This window comes from Motilimonas cestriensis (assembly GCF_021295315.1).
GTDB classification, from domain to species: domain Bacteria; phylum Pseudomonadota; class Gammaproteobacteria; order Enterobacterales; family CBDFNC01; genus Motilimonas; species Motilimonas cestriensis.
This window is the reverse complement of sequence record NZ_JAIMJA010000018.1, coordinates 67,971-86,947: the sequence shown is the minus strand read 5'-3', so window position 1 is coordinate 86,947 and position 18,977 is coordinate 67,971. Positions and strand designations below refer to the sequence as shown.

18 protein-coding genes and 1 pseudogene are annotated in these 18,977 nt (G+C 45.1%); 12 read left to right on the top strand and 7 right to left on the bottom strand.

The features are described from left to right. Nucleotides 1–375: 375 nt before the first annotated feature. Entirely contained in the window at nucleotides 376–1,416 is a 1,041-nt protein-coding gene (locus K6Y31_RS16455) for an IS91 family transposase (RefSeq protein ID WP_233054028.1), read from the bottom strand. Beyond that, complete coding sequence (locus tag K6Y31_RS16450; RefSeq protein WP_233054027.1) at nucleotides 1,413–2,300, bottom strand: site-specific integrase; 888 nt, start codon at nucleotides 2,298–2,300, stop codon at nucleotides 1,413–1,415. Before K6Y31_RS16450 ends, K6Y31_RS16455 begins: the two co-directional genes overlap by 4 nt. A gap of 47 nt (nucleotides 2,301–2,347) precedes the next feature. Between K6Y31_RS16450 and K6Y31_RS22455 the strand changes: the two genes are divergently transcribed. The 9 genes and pseudogenes from K6Y31_RS22455 (at nucleotide 2,348) to K6Y31_RS16405 (ending at nucleotide 7,826) form a co-directional block, all read left to right on the top strand. Then, nucleotides 2,348–2,551, top strand: coding sequence for a hypothetical protein (locus K6Y31_RS22455; protein ID WP_345790267.1), 204 nt, complete (start codon nucleotides 2,348–2,350; stop codon nucleotides 2,549–2,551). Further along, nucleotides 2,526–3,239: an enhanced serine sensitivity protein SseB C-terminal domain-containing protein gene (locus K6Y31_RS16440; protein WP_233054026.1), complete on the top strand. Its 714-nt coding sequence runs from the start codon at nucleotides 2,526–2,528 to the stop codon at nucleotides 3,237–3,239. The genes K6Y31_RS22455 and K6Y31_RS16440 overlap by 26 nt, the downstream gene beginning before the upstream one ends. A 228-nt stretch (nucleotides 3,240–3,467) precedes the next feature. Continuing rightward, entirely contained in the window at nucleotides 3,468–3,800 is a 333-nt protein-coding gene (locus tag K6Y31_RS16435; protein WP_233054025.1) for a hypothetical protein, read from the top strand. Between the two features lie 277 nt (nucleotides 3,801–4,077). Further along, nucleotides 4,078–4,737, top strand: coding sequence for a hypothetical protein (locus K6Y31_RS16430; protein ID WP_233054024.1), 660 nt, complete (start codon nucleotides 4,078–4,080; stop codon nucleotides 4,735–4,737). Between the two features lie 416 nt (nucleotides 4,738–5,153). Further along, nucleotides 5,154–5,582: pseudogene (locus K6Y31_RS16425) on the top strand (transposase); the annotation flags it as partial. Between the two features lie 366 nt (nucleotides 5,583–5,948). Continuing rightward, nucleotides 5,949–6,350 carry a DUF4259 domain-containing protein gene (locus tag K6Y31_RS16420; protein WP_233054022.1) on the top strand — a complete coding sequence of 134 codons (402 nt, stop codon included), beginning with the start codon at nucleotides 5,949–5,951 and terminating at the stop codon, nucleotides 6,348–6,350. Nucleotides 6,351–6,538: 188 nt separating this feature from the next. After that, complete coding sequence (locus K6Y31_RS16415; RefSeq protein ID WP_233054021.1) at nucleotides 6,539–6,841, top strand: hypothetical protein; 303 nt, start codon at nucleotides 6,539–6,541, stop codon at nucleotides 6,839–6,841. Between the two features lie 145 nt (nucleotides 6,842–6,986). Then, on the top strand, nucleotides 6,987–7,310 hold the full coding sequence (locus K6Y31_RS16410) for a hypothetical protein (protein WP_232804180.1): 324 nt from the start codon (nucleotides 6,987–6,989) through the stop codon (nucleotides 7,308–7,310). A gap of 51 nt (nucleotides 7,311–7,361) precedes the next feature. Continuing rightward, on the top strand, nucleotides 7,362–7,826 hold the full coding sequence (locus tag K6Y31_RS16405) for a hypothetical protein (RefSeq protein ID WP_233054020.1): 465 nt from the start codon (nucleotides 7,362–7,364) through the stop codon (nucleotides 7,824–7,826). A gap of 590 nt (nucleotides 7,827–8,416) precedes the next feature. Here K6Y31_RS16405 and K6Y31_RS16400 read toward each other — a convergent pair. After that, nucleotides 8,417–9,594 (bottom strand): IS3 family transposase gene (locus tag K6Y31_RS16400; protein WP_427901909.1). Its coding sequence is split into 2 segments (ribosomal slippage): nucleotides 8,417–9,324 and nucleotides 9,324–9,594, totalling 1,179 coding nucleotides; the frame shifts between segments, so codons are not numbered across the junction. 111 nt (nucleotides 9,595–9,705) lie between these two features. On the opposite strand from K6Y31_RS16400, the gene K6Y31_RS16395 reads away from it, so the two are divergent. From K6Y31_RS16395 to K6Y31_RS16385, 3 genes are all read left to right on the top strand, one after another. Then, the gene (locus K6Y31_RS16395; protein WP_233054018.1) at nucleotides 9,706–10,038 is read left to right on the top strand and encodes a YnfA family protein; all 333 of its coding nucleotides are present in this window, start codon (nucleotides 9,706–9,708) and stop codon (nucleotides 10,036–10,038) included. A gap of 96 nt (nucleotides 10,039–10,134) precedes the next feature. After that, nucleotides 10,135–10,662 carry an AAA family ATPase gene (locus K6Y31_RS16390; RefSeq protein WP_233054017.1) on the top strand — a complete coding sequence of 176 codons (528 nt, stop codon included), beginning with the start codon at nucleotides 10,135–10,137 and terminating at the stop codon, nucleotides 10,660–10,662. Between the two features lie 125 nt (nucleotides 10,663–10,787). Further along, nucleotides 10,788–11,264, top strand: coding sequence for a hypothetical protein (locus K6Y31_RS16385; RefSeq protein ID WP_232803170.1), 477 nt, complete (start codon nucleotides 10,788–10,790; stop codon nucleotides 11,262–11,264). A 222-nt stretch (nucleotides 11,265–11,486) separates the two neighbouring features. On the opposite strand, the gene K6Y31_RS16380 is transcribed toward K6Y31_RS16385, so the two are convergent. The 4 genes from K6Y31_RS16380 to K6Y31_RS16365 all read right to left on the bottom strand — a co-directional run bounded on the left by K6Y31_RS16380 (nucleotide 11,487) and on the right by K6Y31_RS16365 (nucleotide 18,913). Beyond that, nucleotides 11,487–13,769, bottom strand: a complete 2,283-nt coding sequence (locus tag K6Y31_RS16380; RefSeq protein ID WP_233054016.1) for a penicillin acylase family protein — start codon at nucleotides 13,767–13,769, stop codon at nucleotides 11,487–11,489. 410 nt (nucleotides 13,770–14,179) lie between these two features. Further along, nucleotides 14,180–15,544, bottom strand: a complete 1,365-nt coding sequence (locus K6Y31_RS16375) for a class II fumarate hydratase (protein ID WP_233054015.1) — start codon at nucleotides 15,542–15,544, stop codon at nucleotides 14,180–14,182. Nucleotides 15,545–15,635: 91 nt separating this feature from the next. Further along, entirely contained in the window at nucleotides 15,636–18,311 is a 2,676-nt protein-coding gene (gene acnA / locus K6Y31_RS16370) for an aconitate hydratase AcnA (protein ID WP_233054014.1), read from the bottom strand. A gap of 344 nt (nucleotides 18,312–18,655) precedes the next feature. After that, nucleotides 18,656–18,913 carry a PTS sugar transporter subunit IIB gene (locus K6Y31_RS16365; protein ID WP_233054013.1) on the bottom strand — a complete coding sequence of 86 codons (258 nt, stop codon included), beginning with the start codon at nucleotides 18,911–18,913 and terminating at the stop codon, nucleotides 18,656–18,658. Nucleotides 18,914–18,977: the final 64 nt, after the last annotated feature.

Here is an 18,977-nt window from a genome sequence, read left to right as displayed (position 1 = left end):
ATTATACTCACTGCTAGGTGGGTATGAAGCATTAAAAATATATTCGAAACCGCCGTATGCGACCCACGCTTGTACGGTGGTGTGAGAGGACGGAGGCCGTGAGGTCTCCTCCTACTCGATTGGACAAGCCCGGAGCCTCGATGAGCTCGATTCCTTCCTTATTAAGTAAATTTCTGCATTGAGCTTTAACCGCGCTTCGCCTGAGTGCCTTTCTCAAGACGAGCGGGAGAGATGCAAGGGGCGATCATGATGTAAACGCCTACCTTATCAGTTTGTTATGGCTTGCCTGTGTGTTGTTTCTTTATTCGTATTCCTCCTGTTGACGCGCTAGGCGTGGTGAATGCCATTATCCTTATTGCGTCCTTGCGGGGTTGATTATCTCGGTCGAAGGATACCGATGCAGCGCATGCTGTACTGGCAACACGGGCAAGTGCGCTCGGGTTTACTCGGTGGCTCAATCCCCAGTAGCAATTGCAATAACGGCAGCAATAAGCACTGAATTTGGTGCAGTAATCCTTTGGCGTTACCGCGTAAAAAACCGTAGTCACGCGCCCGTTGTAATCCCTTGGGCAGCACGTGTTGCAACATCAGCATCAAGAACTTTAGTGTTGGCAGCGTGCGCTGCTTCCAGTGTTTGGTTTGCCCATCGCGATAGCGAAAGGTGACGTTATCCTTGGTGATCTTAATGATGTCTTTATCGGGCAGCACGCCGCGATATAAATAACGCGATAGATACTTCAGCGTCGGTAATCCTTCCCCCACGGCGCGACAATCCGCTATCCATTTCGCTGGAATATGATTGGGCAGGCTTAAACTTGGGTGTTGATTGATGGCCTCGAGCATTCTGGCTCGCCACACGTTGGCTAGTGCAAAGGCGTTAAACAAGTAATCTTTTTTGCCTTTGTACCATTGTTTTTTGCTGGCGTCATAGCGCCCTCCGGCCACTAAGATGTGCAAGTGCGGATGCAGATTGCGCTGTCGGCTGTGGGTGTGTAGCACCGAGGTAAAGCCGAGTTCGCCTTTGTTTTGTTTGGCGGCGAAGTCTTTAAGGATTTGGGCGCTTACTTTAAACATCAGCGGATACAGATGACGCGGGTGTGAGGCGGCTAAGGGGCGCAGTTCATAAGGCAAGGTGAAGGTCACCATAAAGTACGTGGTGGGCAATAGCTTGCTTTGTTGTCGCCATAACCAGTTGGACGCGGTGCGCTGTTGGCACTGCGGACAAAACCGATGCCCACACGATAACGGCGTCACTTCCTGATGCGGGCAGTGACGACATTGCCACTTTGAGCTGCCTTGTTGCTGGGTTTGACAGCGGAGCATGGCAGCAATGGCGCGGCGCATGTCGTTGTTGAGGTTGTATTGCTGGCGCAGCGCATCCTGATTTGCTCGCAACAGTTCAATGAAGGCACTCATGACTGAGCCCACATCAACACCAGTTTATCAGCGAGATGGTTCACCGCTAACACACTGTCGGCTTGTTTCACGCGTGTCAGGTGAGTGTAACGCGCGGTGGTATTGAGACTGGCGTGACCGAGTAAGGCTTGCAGCGAGCGCAAATCTAAGCCTTGCTCAAGTAAATGCGTGGCATAGCAATGGCGCAGCGAATGGGGGCTAATGTGTTGATGAATATCGCAATCAGCCAGCACCCGCTTGAGGGCTTTTTGCACGCTGCCTTTATCCATGGGGCTGTCGCTGTCGGGGCCCATTTTCGGAAACAACAACCGAGGATGGCGATGAGTAGCCCAGTAACCGCGCAGCGCCACCAAGGTGCGTTCAGGCAGCGGCACGAGCCGGTCTTTACCGCCTTTACCGTCACGCACATGCACCTGCATTGATGCGCTGTCGATATCCGATATGGTCAAATTAAGCCCTTCGCTTAAGCGCAACCCCAAGGTGTACAACACCAAAAAGAACACCTGATAACGACACTTAACCGTCATGGAAATCAGCAAGCCGACCTGCGCCGAGGTCAACACATCAGGCAAGCGCTTCACCTGCGGCGGTTTGACAATGTTAAGCCACTCCCACTGCCTATCAAGGGTGTAGCGATAGAAAAACTGCAAGCCATTACGGTCAATTTTCACCGTGCTCCAAGAATGAGTGGCAATCAGACTGGCAAAGTAAGTCTTTAAATCCGCCGCGGTCATGGCATCGGGCGCACGGTCAAAAAATGCAGAAAGGCGACGCACTGCACGAGAATACGCATCAATGGTTGCCGGGCGTTTTCCTTGCAAAGTTAAGTTGGTAAGATGTTGTTGATAAAGAAATTCAAAGCGTTGTTGGTCGGTGGTATTCATGGGTTTACTCCAGTAAGCCCGATCAAAGTGACAGGGGTTACTTGAGTATGAAATATCCGCCACACTCTGCCGCGCAGCGGCTTCGTTCAACAAACTGCTCAAGAGGGATTCGCAACGCGTGGCATTTTTACTATGCGTTGAATTTAGTGATTAAGGTGGTTGCAGCAACATCGGTATTGCGTTGCTCACCCCTTGGCAGCGCGTTACGTGTCTTAGGAGAGTTATGTGCTGAGCAAGTTATTTGGGAATAAAAAGCATAAGGAATTCGAAGCGAAAGTTTCCGAATTGGAGTTCGCAGGAGATCTCGATGGCAATGGTGTAAATGCTCTGAGGTTTGAGGTCGGTAAAATTCTGAAGACCTTCCCATATATTAGAAATGCCTACTTCTCGAAGCTCAAATATAAAGGAGAGGAAAAGCCTCGTATTTCCTTGGTCATCGAGTCGTCTGAGCCGTCAGAGGTAATTGGCGCGGATGTCGCGAATCAATGCGCAGGTATTGTACCAATGGATATAATGTTTTCCGACTCATGCTCTCCTAGTTTACTTGAAAAAATCATATCAAACACTGAACCTCTCTTTAACGACTCAAACTTATTGTTTGAGTGCCCATTGGTTGTATCAAGGGGTAGCAGTCAAGATATGCCCGAAGAATGGAGTGGAGCGATTCTTAGTTATTTTGTTGCTGCCAAAGATTATGAGGCTGCACTATATAAATCCGTGAATGACTTAAGGTCTGATGGGTACAAATTCGAAGGTGTTCATGATGGTAAGGTCAATCAACTTGATCCAACGGTTTGGTGGGAACAATACGTTATGGAGAAATGGCCTGAGTACGCTGATCATTTCCCATCACAGGAAGACATTGAAATTATACTTGTCACAGGTGGCATCCATAAAGGGCCCGCACTAGGCTGGGAAAATGAACCAACCAACACGTAACAAGGTGCTGCTACGGAAAAATTACTCGCTGGCTCTCCTAAATTTCCGCAGAGCACGGCGTTGAGGCTGTAGAATTTCTCTTTTTTAAGAAATATAGCCTGTTTTATGGGTTCAAATGCATTACCTATTGTCTTAAAAGCGCTTAGGATTGATTGCTGGGCCCCGTTTTTTAGTCAAATCTGGCTGTTGGAGTTATTCTACAGTCTCGTGATGTGTAAGGAGGTCAAATTGTCAGAAAAAGTGCTTTTTGCAGATTTCGCAAATACTGATTTGGTTGAGTTTAAATACAACATCGACCCTTGGGATTCTTCGACCAGTTCAATTGAAATGGTTGTTCATGACAGGGCTGGTACTTTTAGAAAATTTAAGTTTAATAAAGTGTCTAATTTAACCATAGAGGAAGGGTTTACAGGTTACTTAGGCGGTACAGCTATCGTAGACATAAGTTGTCGTCAATGGTCACATGCTCAAATCGAAATTCAAAACTTTGAGTTGGACCCTGGTATCAACTTTTTGGCAATGACAGTAGAAGTATCAGATGTTGTGGGAAATTACACATAACAATTTAAGAGGGATTCCCAACGCTTGGCATTTTTGCTTCTACTTCAAATTTAGTGTTATGGCACAATGCTTTAGGTTGGGTGGTAGCGTTGCTCACCCCTTAATTGGCGTTGAGGCTGTAGAATTTCTCTTTTTTAAGAAATATAGCCTGTTTTATGGGTTCCAAATGCATTACCTATTGTCTTAAAAGCGTTTAGGATTGATTGCTGGGCCCCGTTTTTTAGTCAAATCTGGCTGTTGGAGTTATTCTACAGTCTCGTTAGAAGCATGGATAGATATGAGCATTAAACAAGAATGGCAAAGGAAGTGGAGAGAAGCTTTAGGTGAGCCTACTGATTCTATGCCTGATATCAGAGAAGATTATGCTCTTCATTTCGACATATGGAATGTTAGTGATGAAAAGCTACAAGAGTGTTTTTCAATATTCCCTAATGGCGATAGATTATTTAAACGAGTTAACGAAGTAAGGAAAACTCATCCTCAAACTACAGAAATTGATGATGAGAAGCTTTTAGGCAAACTTGATCAGCTAAATGAAGATATCGAGGCCGTACTCCGTGATTTTGGAGATGAGGAACTTATCCAATTAAATGGAGAAAAGTCTACTGCCAAGAAACGCTCCGTTTACAGAGGCTCTGAATCACAGAGACATGAGATTCTTAAGAATAGCGATTCACCCACAGTCCATTTAGATGATGAACTGTGTGAGATCATTGAGAAACACTGTGGCGAGGAAGGCTACGAAGCTTTTTTCTTTTTAAGTGAGCCTTTATATCAGTTGTCTGGTTGCTATTACACAGTATCGCATTGGATAGCTTGGGCAATGGTAGAAGCTGAGTACGATTCCGATCCATATCAGGCTGCATTTGATTTATACAAAATAAAGGCACAGGCTAGGTGGTCAAGTGATGAGCAATTCATCTACATCGCCAGCTAAGCTTCTAACCAGCCGCTGTGATGGGCGTTAGTGCGTCAAGCGAAGCTTGATGCATCTTGCAGGGTGCAAGTCCCTGTCGGGTAAGGTTTAACTCACCGCCCGTATCGAGTGTTGCGCCTATGGCGGAGCTGATTTTTTTTCAGCGAACAAGATAGGTGAAGCGTACACAGAGAATTAAGTAGGCCACAGGGGATGCGTGCCGAAACGTCGGACCGCCCTAAAGTGCTGAGATCGCTCCGGTAAGTACAGTCTGACTGACGAGGTTTACTCTTTTCATAAAGGAAGTGCCACTGAAGTCCAAGCAAAGCAACCGTAATGAGTGAGGTTGTGGCGAGTCAGCGGAGTTATTAAGCCGTGGCATGTTTAAAGAGATGTATCAGCTTTTATTGGCTGATGGCTCTTTGAGAGAGCCAAATGATGAAACAACCCAAACGTGCCGCTGCTCAGCAGGCAATGAAATGTGGTGCAGCAGTGATAATTTGAAAAACCATCATCAACGCTACACGCAATTCTGTGGTTACTTAAAAGATTGCAAAGTATGCCCGTTGCAAGCGCAATGTATGCGAAAGCCCCCGATAAAAACAGGGCGGCAAGTTCAGTTTAAAAATGATGAATCACGCAAGCAGCTGAGCTATATCGATAAAATGAAAGTTAAAATAGATAGCCCAATTGGGCGAAGGCAATATAGCAAACGATTGGGCTGCATCGAGCCCGTGTTCGGCAATATAACGGTGAATAAAGGCATGAATAAGTTGACGCTACGGGGACAAGCCAAAGTGAATGCCCAGTGGCAGCTGTATTGCCTTGTTCATAATATTGAAAAGCTGCAAAAGACGATGCATTAGGCAGGGCAACCCCCCAATTGCCTGAAATCCCCCCCAAACCAGCCTGAAACTTCCCATAAAAACGCCAAACCTTGATAATTTTCATCACAGCAGAAAAAGACTAAACAATTGAGTCAAAACAAGAACTCAGCTATGGTTTGGTGCATTATAAAAATATATCTTAAAACGAGTAATTCTACAGGCTCGTTGAGGCTGTAGAATTTCTCTTTTTTTAAGAAATATAGCCTGTTTTATGGGTTCCAAATGCATTACCTATTGTCTTAAAAGCGCTTAGGATTGATTGCAGGGCCCCGTTTTTTAGTCAAATCTGGCTGTTGGAGTTATTTTACAGTCTCGTTAGCTGCACATTAAACTTAGGAGATATATATGGGCGCATGGGGAATGGGCATTTTCGACGATGATACATCATGCGATTTGATTGATGAGGCCATGGAAGGAAGTGCGGAATCACTCATTAAGGGCGCTTGCGCTCATAAAGATAGCGACTATTTAGAATACGAGGAATGCCATGAAGTATTAGTTTCAGGCGCCGTATTAGATTCCATACTAAACGGAACAAAGTATGGAGATGCTGTCGAAGGTTTTGATGAGTGGATTTCAAAGCAACCAAAATCATTGATTGATAGCTTCAAATCACAAATCCTTGAAGCTATGAATCTTATTGTATCTGAAAAATCTGAGCTAAATGAACTTTGGCAAGAAAATGAAGATGACTACCCAGCGTGGAAGTCTAATGTGAATAAGATAATTGCTGGGTTAAGCAGCTAACAAGGTGGTGCAGTGGAGCCAGTTACGCTCCGCATTTTTATGGAATCGCTTCGATCTTTTTACCATAAAAAATGCTCCACTGCACTGGCCCACTGACCACGGCGTTGAGGCTGTAGGATTTTATTTTTTAGTCAAACTTGGCTGTTGGAGTTATTCTACAGTCTCGTTAGCAGCCAGAAGTTACCATCATGCAACCAAGTAATCTGTTAAAAATTGAATCATTAAATGATGATTGGCGGGATAAAGATTCCATACTTTTGCATGCCTGTTTTCAGCTACTAAAAGACTTCGTAGAGAAAGAAGACTTGGCTCTTGGAAATACGGATTGGAATGCAGATGAAAAGCATCGACTAGCAAAAGTTGAGATAGACGAATTATATAAATGGTGGATTAGCTACACCGAATCAGATACATCTGAAGAGGATAGCTTTGAGTTAGAAAATAACATGCTAATCCGTTTAATTAAAATAAGGTGGGCCTTGTGGACATAGCTGCTAACAAGTCAAGTCTAGGGACTTGTACTCGCTGCACTCCCACCCCCCCCAGCTTGAAGCGTTATACGAAATGAGAAATATACTTCCAATACTTGTTTTAATATCTTGTGGCGCGTGTAGTAAAAGCGATAGCTATGACTACATGCTAAAGATCGATAGGGACGCGGGCGGCTTTAATTTCATTCAAGCTGTGAATGCCAAATGGGACAAAGTCTGTTTTTTTGGCCCATATTCAACTAATGCTACGGCGAAAGAGGTTCTTGGCTTTGACTGGGACTTAGAAGCTAATAGTCGTATCAATCTCAACGACGGTATTACACTAGCAGTATTTACCGGCGACTCAAGCGTCGTTGCTTACAAAGAAATATCACGTTACACAGATTTCTCACAGTTTTCAGGTGAATGCTTTCGTAAAGAAAATTCTGAGTTTGAAATAAAATCGGGAAAAGTTACTCATGCATCTTAGAGCGTATAACAATCGCAGGCAGTCGGAGCAGCTACGGGCGTTAGGCATAAAATGAATTACACAGACTTTTTGAATCAGCTAGAGAGAGATGGATTCGAATTCATCGGTAAAGCCCTTGCGTTTAAAGAGCTTGATAATTGGGTTATTGGGTACATCGGCTTAGGTGGGAGATTTCAACAAACTGGAACAAAAGCTTTCGTGCTTTGTGCTAGACCCAAAGACTTTGGGTTCATGGATGCTCCTAAAAAGAAATATGCAACTAAACCAATGGAGTATCCATACAAACTGACACCTGATAGCTTTAATAAAAAACTAGAATATAACTCAGAGCTATTGAGATTCGATCATGGCAGAGTTGAAACAGAGGCCGATTGGTCAAGTGTATACAAAATACTAAACAATGAGCTACCAGAAGCACTTAAGAAACTTAGTGTGGCTGGTTTGGTAAAACAACTCAAAAAGCTGAAAGAACCTGGGTACGTAGAAAAAATATGGCTTGGTGAAGAAAGTGCCTAACAGATAAGAATAGGTGTCGCGAAGCCGACCCCCCCATATTCAATTGTTGGACAATGCTCAGATTATCCCCGGAGCCTCGATAAGCTCGATTTCCTTTCTTATTAAGTAAATTGCTGCATTGAGCGTTAACTGCGCTTCGCCTGAATGCCTTTCTCAAGACGAACTGGAGGGATGTAAGGGCAAGTTCGCGTCGGTTGGCTCAGTGGCTCAATTCCCAGTAGCTGTTGCAGCAACGGCAATAGCAAGCACTGTATTTGGTGCAGTAAACTTTGGCCTGCCTGACAAAAGACTCAGCCTAGATAGGCTGTAAATTTATGTGCTGCACAGTTTATATAAATGGTTGAATAGGCGAAGTGGCAGACGAAGTTACAATTGGTGTAATTTCAAGAAGATGCTAATGTATTAGGCCATAGAAAGACCAAGAGTGAGTAAGCGATTTATTCACGTAGATTGGTACTAGGTGCGTGGTGATTTACACGCGCGAATATATAACTTAAGAGCGCAAAAGCTCGATGCGGTCTTGTGTTTTTAAATCAGCGCACGTCCGGAACTGTGTGGGGTCGGCCCAGTAATGGGTCGCTCTGTAGTGGTCAACTAAAACTGGCCACCTCGTTATAAGTTTTGAAGCATTCTGCTTCAGCCTTTTGTGGCGATAGCCCCTTGTTAAACTGGTGAGGCCTGTAGCGATTGAAATAACCGATAATGTAATTGTTAATCGCTTCAACACCCACTGCAAATGACTGATAACCTGACCTTGGCATCCACTCGGTTTTAAAACTTCTGAAAAAACGTTCAGTGGGGGCGTTGTCGTGGCAGTTACCTCGGCGACTTAAACTTTGCTTTATACCAAACCGCCAAAGCAATTGACGATAAGTTTTACTGGTATAATGGCAGCCCTGGTCGCTGTGAAACATCAAGCCCTTTGGCTTTCCTCTGCTCTCATAGGCCATCCTCAATGCTTTCTTTGTTAGCTCGCTGTCTGGGCTTTTTGAGGTTGCCCAGCCAACAACGCGTCTTGCAAATAAGTCAATCACAACGGCTAAATATAGCCATTTAGAGCCTGTCCAAACATACGTCACATCGCCCGTCCAAACCCGATTTGGAGCGTCTGGTTTGAAGTTCCTATCTAGCAAATTCGGAATACCTAAGTGCTCTTTTTCAGCTTTAGCATAACGATGACTAGGGATTTGCCTGCTGACGAGACCCTTCTCCTTCATCAGCTTGCGAATCAACCACCGACTAGCTTTAAAGCCTGAATCAGCGAGCAGTACCTGCAACGTCCTTTGACCTGCCGAACCACAACTTTTACCAAACCAGCGCTTCAGCTCAGAGATGAGTTTCAGCCTTTTGGGGTCTAACTCATGATGACGCTCGACCCAATAACGATAGCTACTACGATTGACCTCAAATGCCTTACACAGCCGTTCAACACCCCAATAAGCGCTTAGCTCCCTTATTAACGCGAACCTTTGAGCGAGTCCTGCATCAAGAGAGCGGAAGCCTTTTTTAGGATGGTGTTATCCTCTTCAAGGCGTTTAATCTTACGCTCTAGCTCGCGTATTTTGACTTGGTCTGGCGTCATCGGCATGGCACTCGATAGGTTGCCATTTCGCTCTTCTTTAAGCTGTCTTGCCCATTTATCGACGGTTGACTTGCCTAACTCTAGTGACTCAGCAACCTCGCGAACTGAGCGCCCCTTGTCGACGATTTCTTGGGCAACTTCTAGTCGGAATTCTGGTGAATAAGTTAGTCTTGTACGTTTTGACATATTGATACCTGCTTAGTTACGGTGATCTTATCACCTCTAATCAGGTGGCCAAAATAGTTGTACCACTACACTCTACCACGATTGTGGTTGCAGCATTAATAGGAGTTTAAGTTGCTAGAAATCAAAACGATAGGTCTTTTCTTTGTAACAGCTATTGCAGAAATTTTAGGCTGTTATTTGCCATATCTTTGGCTGAAAGAGGATAAATCTGTTTGGTTATTGGTACCAGCAGCTTTCTGCCTTGTTCTATTTGCATGGTTATTGTCTTTACATCCAACAGCAGCAGGTAGAGTTTATGCAGCATATGGCGGTGTTTACATTTTCGTAGCTATCTTATGGCTGTGGGTCGTAGACGGTATTCGACCTAGCCTATGGGACATAGTAGGTGTTTGTGTAGCGATGCTGGGAATGGCAATCATCATGTTCGCGCCAAGAACCACATAACAATAAGAATAGGTGTCGGGCTGTCAAAAGCTCCGGCCTTCGGTCTCCACTTTCGAAAGTCGCAAATTACGGCGTTAACCGTCTATGGAGTTTTGTTTGAATAATCGAGTAGTTTTTACAGGTGGCCCAGGTTCAGGAAAGACTTCAGTTATCGAATATCTGCGCCAGATTGGGTACGCGAGTGTACCTGAAGTTGGGCGAAAAGTTATCCAAGCCCAAGTAGAATCGCAAGGTACGGCATTACCTTGGTTGGACAAGGCTGCATTTCGAGACGAAATGGTTCTTGAAGAAATCGATAATTACGAGAACTTTGGTGGTTCTGAAATTACGCTCTACGACCGAAGTATTATCGACTCGTATGGGTACAGTAAACTTGAGCGCATACCTATATCGGATCTTTTGCTAGCGAAATGTGGTGAACTAATTTATTGCCGTAAAGTTTTCATTTTTCCACCTTGGGAAGAAATCTATGAATATGACGCTGAACGAAAGCAGGACTTCATTGAAGCAATCGCGACATACCATGAAATGGTGAGCGCATATATTAAATTTGGCTATGACTTAATTGAAGTGCCTAAGGTTTCAGTTAAAGAAAGAGCGCTGTTTATCATTAGTAAAATTTAGTCAAAAATATATAATTTTTTTTGGTGGGATTCTTTAATGTCCATTAGTTACCCTGGTCAGTTAACTTGCTAAACAGACACCTTAAAGACATTTCAGTTAGACTAAGCCAATTATAAGAGTGAAGAATGAACTATCTAAGCAACAAATTTTTTCCTAAATCAATATTGCCCATTTTTGCGTGTTTTTTAATTTCTTGCACTAGTGAGTCCTCAGATAACCAACCTGTGCCACTAGATGTGAAAAATAAACTCTCAATTACTCAGGGGGTTTTTGGTGCGATAACTAGCCATGATGATATTGGTGATAACCATGTTGAATTTGCCTCAGGTTTCAACATTGATATTTTTTATGATCAACCTTCAATGGATCTAAATGAAGCCGTGACACCATTAGTGTCAATACAAAGTGACGAGAAAGGTTTTTATGAACATGAACTAGAGACGGGTGAGTACTGTATTTGTACTCGTTTTCGTCGATGCGCCCCTATTGTAATTCATGAAAATGAGATGTTGAGATTAGATTATGAACTCAGCACTGGACCAGGTTGGTCTTTGCCTAATGATCCTGAAAGAGCCCTTGAATTTTCATGTAAAAAGCCATGATTGCTTGCCAGAGGTTTCTCGCCTCCTGCACCACATAACCTTGAAGCATTTTGATAAAAAGTGAAATGGGTAGTTTATTGTCCAAAATGATTTTTATCCAAAAGTCTTGTACTTCAATGGTTATTTCAAGGCCCCTGCGCAATGATTACTCGTTGCTCAGGGGCAGTGTTTTTGGCTCGATCTTAGACAAGTCCCTTGTTTAAACTGCTTAGGAACCTGCGGTTATTTAATATAAACCAGCTCAAAGCGGTAATCCTCATCGGTGAGTATGTCGGTTTGCTTAAACCGTATTGGTTTGTATTGCGCGCCTTCGATTAAGGGGGCTTGATCAAAGTAGTGGGGTGAGTTTGGATTATTTGATTGACTATAAAGCAGCACACTTCGTCCATTTACACCTTGGTTGGTGAACTCCGCGAGAAAGATAAAGCTGTCGCCAACATTAATGCGATAGCCTTTTTCCGTTAGTGCATTAGCAGGGTTTTGCGACATGTTATCGGCAACAGTACTAAAGCTGCCTGTCACGTCACCATACCCACCCGCAATAGGATACTCCGCTTCACCTTTGACGAGGGATTGAATGTTGCCTAAAGGGGCGTTTAAAGGAATATTGGCTTGGTTAAGCTGGATGACTGCTTTGGCTAATGCGACCAGATGAAGATCGGTAGTTGGATCTGATACCGCGGGCAAACCAGCCGGTGTATTAACCGGATCTTGTGGGTCAAATTGAGTTAGCCAACATTGGCCATTACAACTGGCCAAATCGCGAATTTTGTAAAACTGCAAGGCGTATTCTCTGAATATATGAGTGCCAACGCTGTCGATATTGGCTTTTTTGTCCCAGTTCGATAGTACTTGGCAAGCTTGTGTTATGTTGACAGTCTCGTCGTTCACTTGCACTTGATCATAGCTTTGGCAGCGTTGGATCAAGTCTTCAATGACCAACTCAGCTTGAAAGATGCGCTTGTCGGCCATGGTATGTTGCAGATCCCCTAGGGTGACTTTTTTACCACTTGTTTTAAATTGCTCAAGCATTGCCACACTTAATCGAGTGCGTGGTGATTGCGGGTATTCACTGGGTCCATATAGGGGCGAATAGCCAACAATGGGGTTTTCGATATTAACCAGCCAAGGGGATTCATTGGCATTTTGTACATAATGTTCAGATTGGCGTTGTGGTACTTGGTTAAAAGGAACGGCTTGTTGCCACTCAAAGACGGGATTAGAGCCGTCGAGCAATACACCGCCCCAAGCGCGTAATTCAGGTACTGCGTTGATGATTGACCGCGCTGTTGCACTGAGATCAGGCACGGATGCCAAGTCAGCATAGAAGGTATTGCCTTTATCATCTGACATCACTATATTTTGTGAGCCAGTGCGATAGCCGAGTTCATTTAAAGCGATGGCGTCATCTACATTTTGACTTAGGGCTAATTTTAGCCAGTAATCAGTTTGATCACTGCGTTGGCTGGCACCATCTTTCAAGCTGACAAATCGGCCTTGTGCCGTAAATTCGATGATCGGGCCGTAGTGACTTGAATATAAGGTCCGTGATAGCTCAGATAATGAGCCATTGGGTTGTTTAACACTAATCTGATAGTTGTTGGCTTGCAGTGGCTTAACTTGATTGCCATATTGGTACGCTAATGCTTGATCAGCGGCGGGAGTTAACGTGTAAACCGAGCCTGGCGTTGAGTTGGTCCAAGTGTGCGTCCAAGCGAAACGCTCATTAAAGCCAAGGGCAGGAGTAACAAAACCGGGTAAAAAACTGCCATAGACATTCAGTTCGTCAGGGATAGTGAGCTGCGCTTCATACCAAGCAAATTTGCCGCCATGGGGCAGGTGTGTATTTGACAGTAGCATGCCTTTACCGCTGTCGGTCATTGCTTTACCTAATGCCCAACCGTTGCTGCCCTTCATTTTATCAAGGAACGAATCGGGCTTGTTTAATAGCCGCTTGTTCGCGCTGGGTGCCGTTGGTTGTGCTGAGCCAATCTCAGCCAAGAATACTTCAACAAATGCCCAGTAATTTAATGATTGGTTAAGTGCATACAGATCGTATTGATCTATCGGTTGCACGAGTGCTGCACACTCTTTTGCGTAATGTTTATTTTTCTGTACCGCATGATTAAATCCTTTAGTAAAGCCAGTCATCAACGCTTGGCTTCTAGGATCAAGTTGCTGAAAGTTTGTTTTTGCATTTTGGTAAGTGGCTAAGTGTAGATAAGCAAAGTCGGAGGTAATGTTGGTATTATTGATACCTGCTCCTAGGAACTTAGCGCGCTCGCCTTTTGCGGTAATAATACCGTCAAGGTAGTTACACGCGCGGTCTTGTGCCATCACATAGCCAAGCCCTTTGCCCAGTGCAGTGTAGTTATTGGCTTTAATGTGCGGCACCCCATAGCTGGTCCAGTGAATTTCAGCCGTGTTTGAATCACAGCCCGATATCACTGCGGCAAGGGTGAGTGTTAATGGAAAATAGCTAAGCTTTTTAACAATCGTTTGCATGGTCTCATTCCTTTTATTCACCCTAGAACCCGACGCAATTAACTTGGGTTGTAGGTGAGGGTTAATGTCATTTATAAAAGATTCAACTTCGCCATTAACACCTCCTTTTATTTGATGATTACTTTAGTGTAGCTTGATAAAAATAGATCCAAGTAGGGGAAAAGCACTAGGTGATTTAAACTGTTTTGTGTTGTTGATTCTGGCTGGGCGCTGTCTGTCAGAGTACTCTCTGAGTACTTATTTTCTCTGTACTAAGGGAGGTGTTTAAGGGAAAAGAGCAAGGAGTGAATGGCAGCTTATTGATGTGAGTATTTGCCAATATGCTCTTTTGATGAACCATTGCGGCTGCTATTAGCGCAATGGCCCATTAAAGGGTTTGTTGGCTCTGGAGAGGGAGCATGTTAATCATGCTAAATTAAGGCTTCGGGGTTGAGCAACTTAGCTAAATAAGCCTCGTCTAAATCGGTCATCTCTTTTGCGACATCTAATATTGGGCGCTTTTCCGCGTAGGCACGCTTAGCTATCTCGGCTGCCTTGTTATAGCCAATTTCGTTATTCAGGGCGGTCGCTAAGATAGGGTTACGAGCTAAGCTTTGCTCTAACTGGCTAGCATTCACTGTAAAGTCAGCAATGGTGGTCATTAAGGCGTCGCAGCTTCCGGTGAGTAGTTCAATACTTTGCAATAAGTTGAAAGCAATTACCGGTAGCATCACATTCAATTGAAAATTGCCTGAGCCGCCAGCAATCGTAATCGTTGTGTCATTACCTATCACCTGCGCCGCTGCCATTGCCACGGCTTCGGGTAGCACGGGGTTAATTTTGCCGGGCATGATACTGCTGCCCGGTTGCAGCGGTTTAAGAGTAATTTCAGCCAGGCCAGTTAACGGGCCACTGTTCATCCAGCGTAAATCATTGGCTATTTTCAGTAACGCGACTGCTAATGCTTTTAGCTGGCCTGATACTTCAACCGCGGTGTCTTGGCTACTTAACGCACTGAATAGATTATCGGCGCTGCTAAATGGTTGACCAGTCAAGCTTGATAATTGCTGGGCAAATAGTGCGGCGAAATCATCGGGGGCATTGACTCCTGTGCCAACGGCGGTTCCACCTTGTGCTATTTGGCATAATCTTTTTTGACTGTCTGTAATTCTATTTGCCGCTAGGGATAATTGCGCGCGCCAGCCAGAAAGCTCTTGTGCTAAGCTCAGAGGCATGGCGTCCATTAAATGGGTACGGCCGGTTTTAAGCTGGCCAGCCACGTCTTGCTCTTTTGCTGCTAACGTTGCTTGTAGCTTAGTTAAAGCAGGGAGTAGTTGTTGTGAAATGGCCAATTGCGCACTGACGTGAATGGCGGTTGGAATGACATCATTACTACTCTGACTGCAATTTACCGCATCATTGGGGTGAATGGTTTGCTTGAGTTGTTCGCTGGCAAGGCTAGCGATCACCTCATTGGCGTTCATATTGGTACTGGTGCCAGAGCCTGTTTGAAATACGTCGACGGGAAACTGCTCAATATGCTGGCCTGCAGCTAAAGTCATTGCAGCGTGATAGATGGCATCTGCAACGGTTGGCTCCAGTAAGCCCAATTGGCCATTCACTTTGGCGGCAGAAGCTTTAATCAGGGCGAGACTTTGAATAAATTGGGCGGGCATCAGCAGACTACTAATGTTGAAGTTATCTTTGGCACGTTGAGTTTGTGCGCCAAACAAGGCGTTTGATGGCACGTTTACTTCACCTAAACTGTCTTTTTCTGTGCGGTATTGTAAATCCATTTTATTTCCTTCAATTCAAAGTAGGCAACCCAAAGAGGGGAATAGCAAGGTAATTGATGGGCCTGCCGGCCCATCAGGTTTACGTTTAGCCTTAACGCTCAGCGGCCATGCGATTAAGCACATAAGTCAGCACGCCGCCGGCGCGATAATATTCAACTTCTACCGCGGTATCGAGTCGCGACCGTAATTGAATGTTACGCTGCTCACCGGACGAATAATGGATCACCGCATTTAAGGTTTGATTGGCCTGCATTTTTTTGTCCAAACCTAAAATGTCGAACGACTCATTACCAGTTAACTGTAATGTCTTTCTGTCTTCACCCGGCATAAACTGTAATGGCAACACGCCCATACCAGCAAGGTTAGAGCGGTGAATGCGTTCAAAACTTTCTGCTATCACGGCTTTAACCCCGAGTAATAGCGTGCCTTTCGCGGCCCAGTCTCGGCTTGAGCCGGTGCCATACTCTTTACCGGCAATGACGACACTGGCACGCTTTTCTTGCTGGTATGTCATGGCCGCATCATAGATAAATAATGGTGTAGACTGCCCTTGAAGATGGGTGTAACTGCCTTCGCGCTCGGGCGTCATTTCATTGCGAATGCGAATATTGGCAAAGGTGCCACGCATCATCACTTGATGGTTACCGCGCCTTGAGCCGTAAGAGTTAAAATCGGCTTCACTCACGCCGTTACTGCGTAAATAATCAGCCGCGGCGCTGTCTTTGGCAATCGCGCCAGCGGGTGAGATATGATCGGTGGTCACCGAATCACCCAGCATCACGAGGATCGGAGCGTTAACAATGTTGCTGTTATTATCGCGATACTCCGGTTCAAAGAACGGCGGTAATTGGATGTAAGTAGACTGCTCTGAAAAGGCGTAATTAGCTTGTTTACCAGCCTCAATGGCTTGCCATATTGGGTCACCGTCAAACACCGCGCTATAACGTTGTTCAAACATTTGATGGCTAACGCTTTTAAGACACTCGGTAATTTCAGCATTGCTGGGCCAAATATCTTTTAGATAGACCTTTTCGCCGTCAGGGCTGGTGGTAATGGGCTCTTGAGTGAGATCGATACGCGTGGTGCCCGCGAGTGCATACGCGACCACCAATGGTGGCGAGGCTAACCAAGACGCTTTCACCAGTGGATGTATTCGGCCTTCAAAGTTACGGTTGCCAGATAACGCCGCGCAGACAATGAGATCGTTCTCTACAATGCATTCTTGTACCTCCACGGGCAATGGACCGGAATTACCGATACAAGTGGTGCAACCATAGCCAACCAAGTTAAAGCCCAAGGTATCTAACGACTGTTGTAAACCAGTGGCTTGCAAATAGTCGGTTACCACCCGAGAGCCGGGGGCGAGGGAGGTTTTAACCCATGGCTTGGTCACTAATCCTTTTGCGATGGCTTTTTTAGCGAGTAATCCCGCTGCCAGCATCACCGCCGGATTAGAGGTATTGGTACAGGAGGTAATAGCTGCAATCACGAGATCGCCATGATGCAGAGCTTGATCATCAGCACCGGTGTTAAGTGGAAACGCTGTCGATTGCTGCGCGCCTTTACCATTTAGCGCAATAAAATCATCTGTGGCTGTTTTAAGCTGGCGCATGGGGACGCGATCTTGAGGGCGACCCGGTCCCGCTAGGTTTGGCTCCACTGTGCTCATATCCAGTGTTAAGGTCTCAGAGAAGTTAGGCGTGACCGTGGTTTCATCGCGCCATAGCCCCTGTAATTTACAATAGCTTTCCACCAGTGCAATGGTTTGTTGATCGCGGTTCGTTAGGGCTAAGTAATCAAGGGTTTGTTGATCGACCGGGAAGAAACCACAAGTAGCGCCATATTCAGGTGCCATATTGGCGATGGTGGCGCGATCTGCCAATGGCAAGTGCGCCAAGCCTGCGCCATAAAATTCGACAAACTTACCGACCACGCCATGTTGCCTTAGCATTTGCACCACCTGCAGCACTAAGTCTGTCGCGGTAATGCCTTCGGCCAACTTACCGGTTAACTCAAAGCCAACCACATCGGGTATTTGCATAGAAATTGGCTGACCGAGCATCACAGCTTCAGCCTCAATGCCGCCTACGCCCCAGCCGAGTACGCCCAAACCATTAATCATAGTGGTATGGCTGTCGGTTCCAACCAGTGTATCGGGATAAACCACGCATTCGTTTTCGTTGGTTTCAGTCCATGCCACCTTAGCGAGATATTCAAGATTGACCTGATGACAAATGCCGGTACCTGGCGGCACTACGCTAAAGTTCTGAAAATTTTGCTGGCCCCATTTTAAAAAGGCATAACGCTCGTCGTTTCGTGCCATTTCAATGGCGACATTTTCTTCAAATGCTGATGAATTAGCAAACTTATCGACGTTAACCGAGTGATCGATGACCAGATCAACCTTGGCTAGCGGATTTACTTTTTGCGGGTCTCGCCCTTGCTTAACTAATGCATCGCGCATAGCTGCAAGATCTACAATCGCGGGTACGCCGGTAAAGTCCTGCATTAACACGCGCGCTGGTTGATAGTTTATCTCTTTGCTACTTGCGTGGCCTCGGCTGCTGATGAGGGCGTCAATGGCGGCTTGGTTATCTGTATCGTTACCATGATGGCGTAGCAAGTTTTCGAGTAATATTTTGATTGAGACTGGTAAGCGATCAACGCCACCTTGTTCGGTAGCTTGCGCAGCAGCGATGGGGTAGTAGTGATAAGCTTGGCCGTTAACGGTGAACGTATGTTTAGCGTTGACTTTATTTCCAGACATTCATTATCTCCTTAATAAATCGGTAACTAAAACCCTGATTAACACAACTTATGGTTAAGCTGATTAACTGTACTCGGAATGATAAAAACGCCGAGTTAAGGTTGATTAATAAGTGATGACCTATTTAACCTAACATCTTTCCCTTTCGCATTTCAAAAAAGGATCGTTGATTAATGAGTCGTTAGTTTGGTCTAGTCATTATGGTTTATTATTTGAAAGTCGAGTAAAGATTAACGATGTAACAAACAATGCAGCTCGCTTTCTACACAGTGTTTTTTGCCAAGAAGCGAGCTGCAAGGTCCGTGCTGGGGTGGATGAATTAGCAGGCCTTTGGAAGGGGAGGTTTAGCCTTTAAGCGCTTTAAGCTCGGTTGCGATATCACCGGTAGTAAAATCGTGCTTGTATTGATTAACCACGAGATGAACACTGCCTTCAACTACGCCTTTTACCGCGCTGTCATATTCTTTACTTAGTTGGGGAAAGTCGACTTTAGCGTAATCGGCTACCTTGATGCGTACCCGTGTAATACAGTGATCTATTTCGGTGATGTTGTCGCTGCCACCCAGTAATGCGATTGTTTCTGTTGCTAGTTGCTTAATCATAAAAATCCTTATTATGTTGTTGAAACCCTAACCATTCTAACAGTGAGCAGTGACATTTTTTATG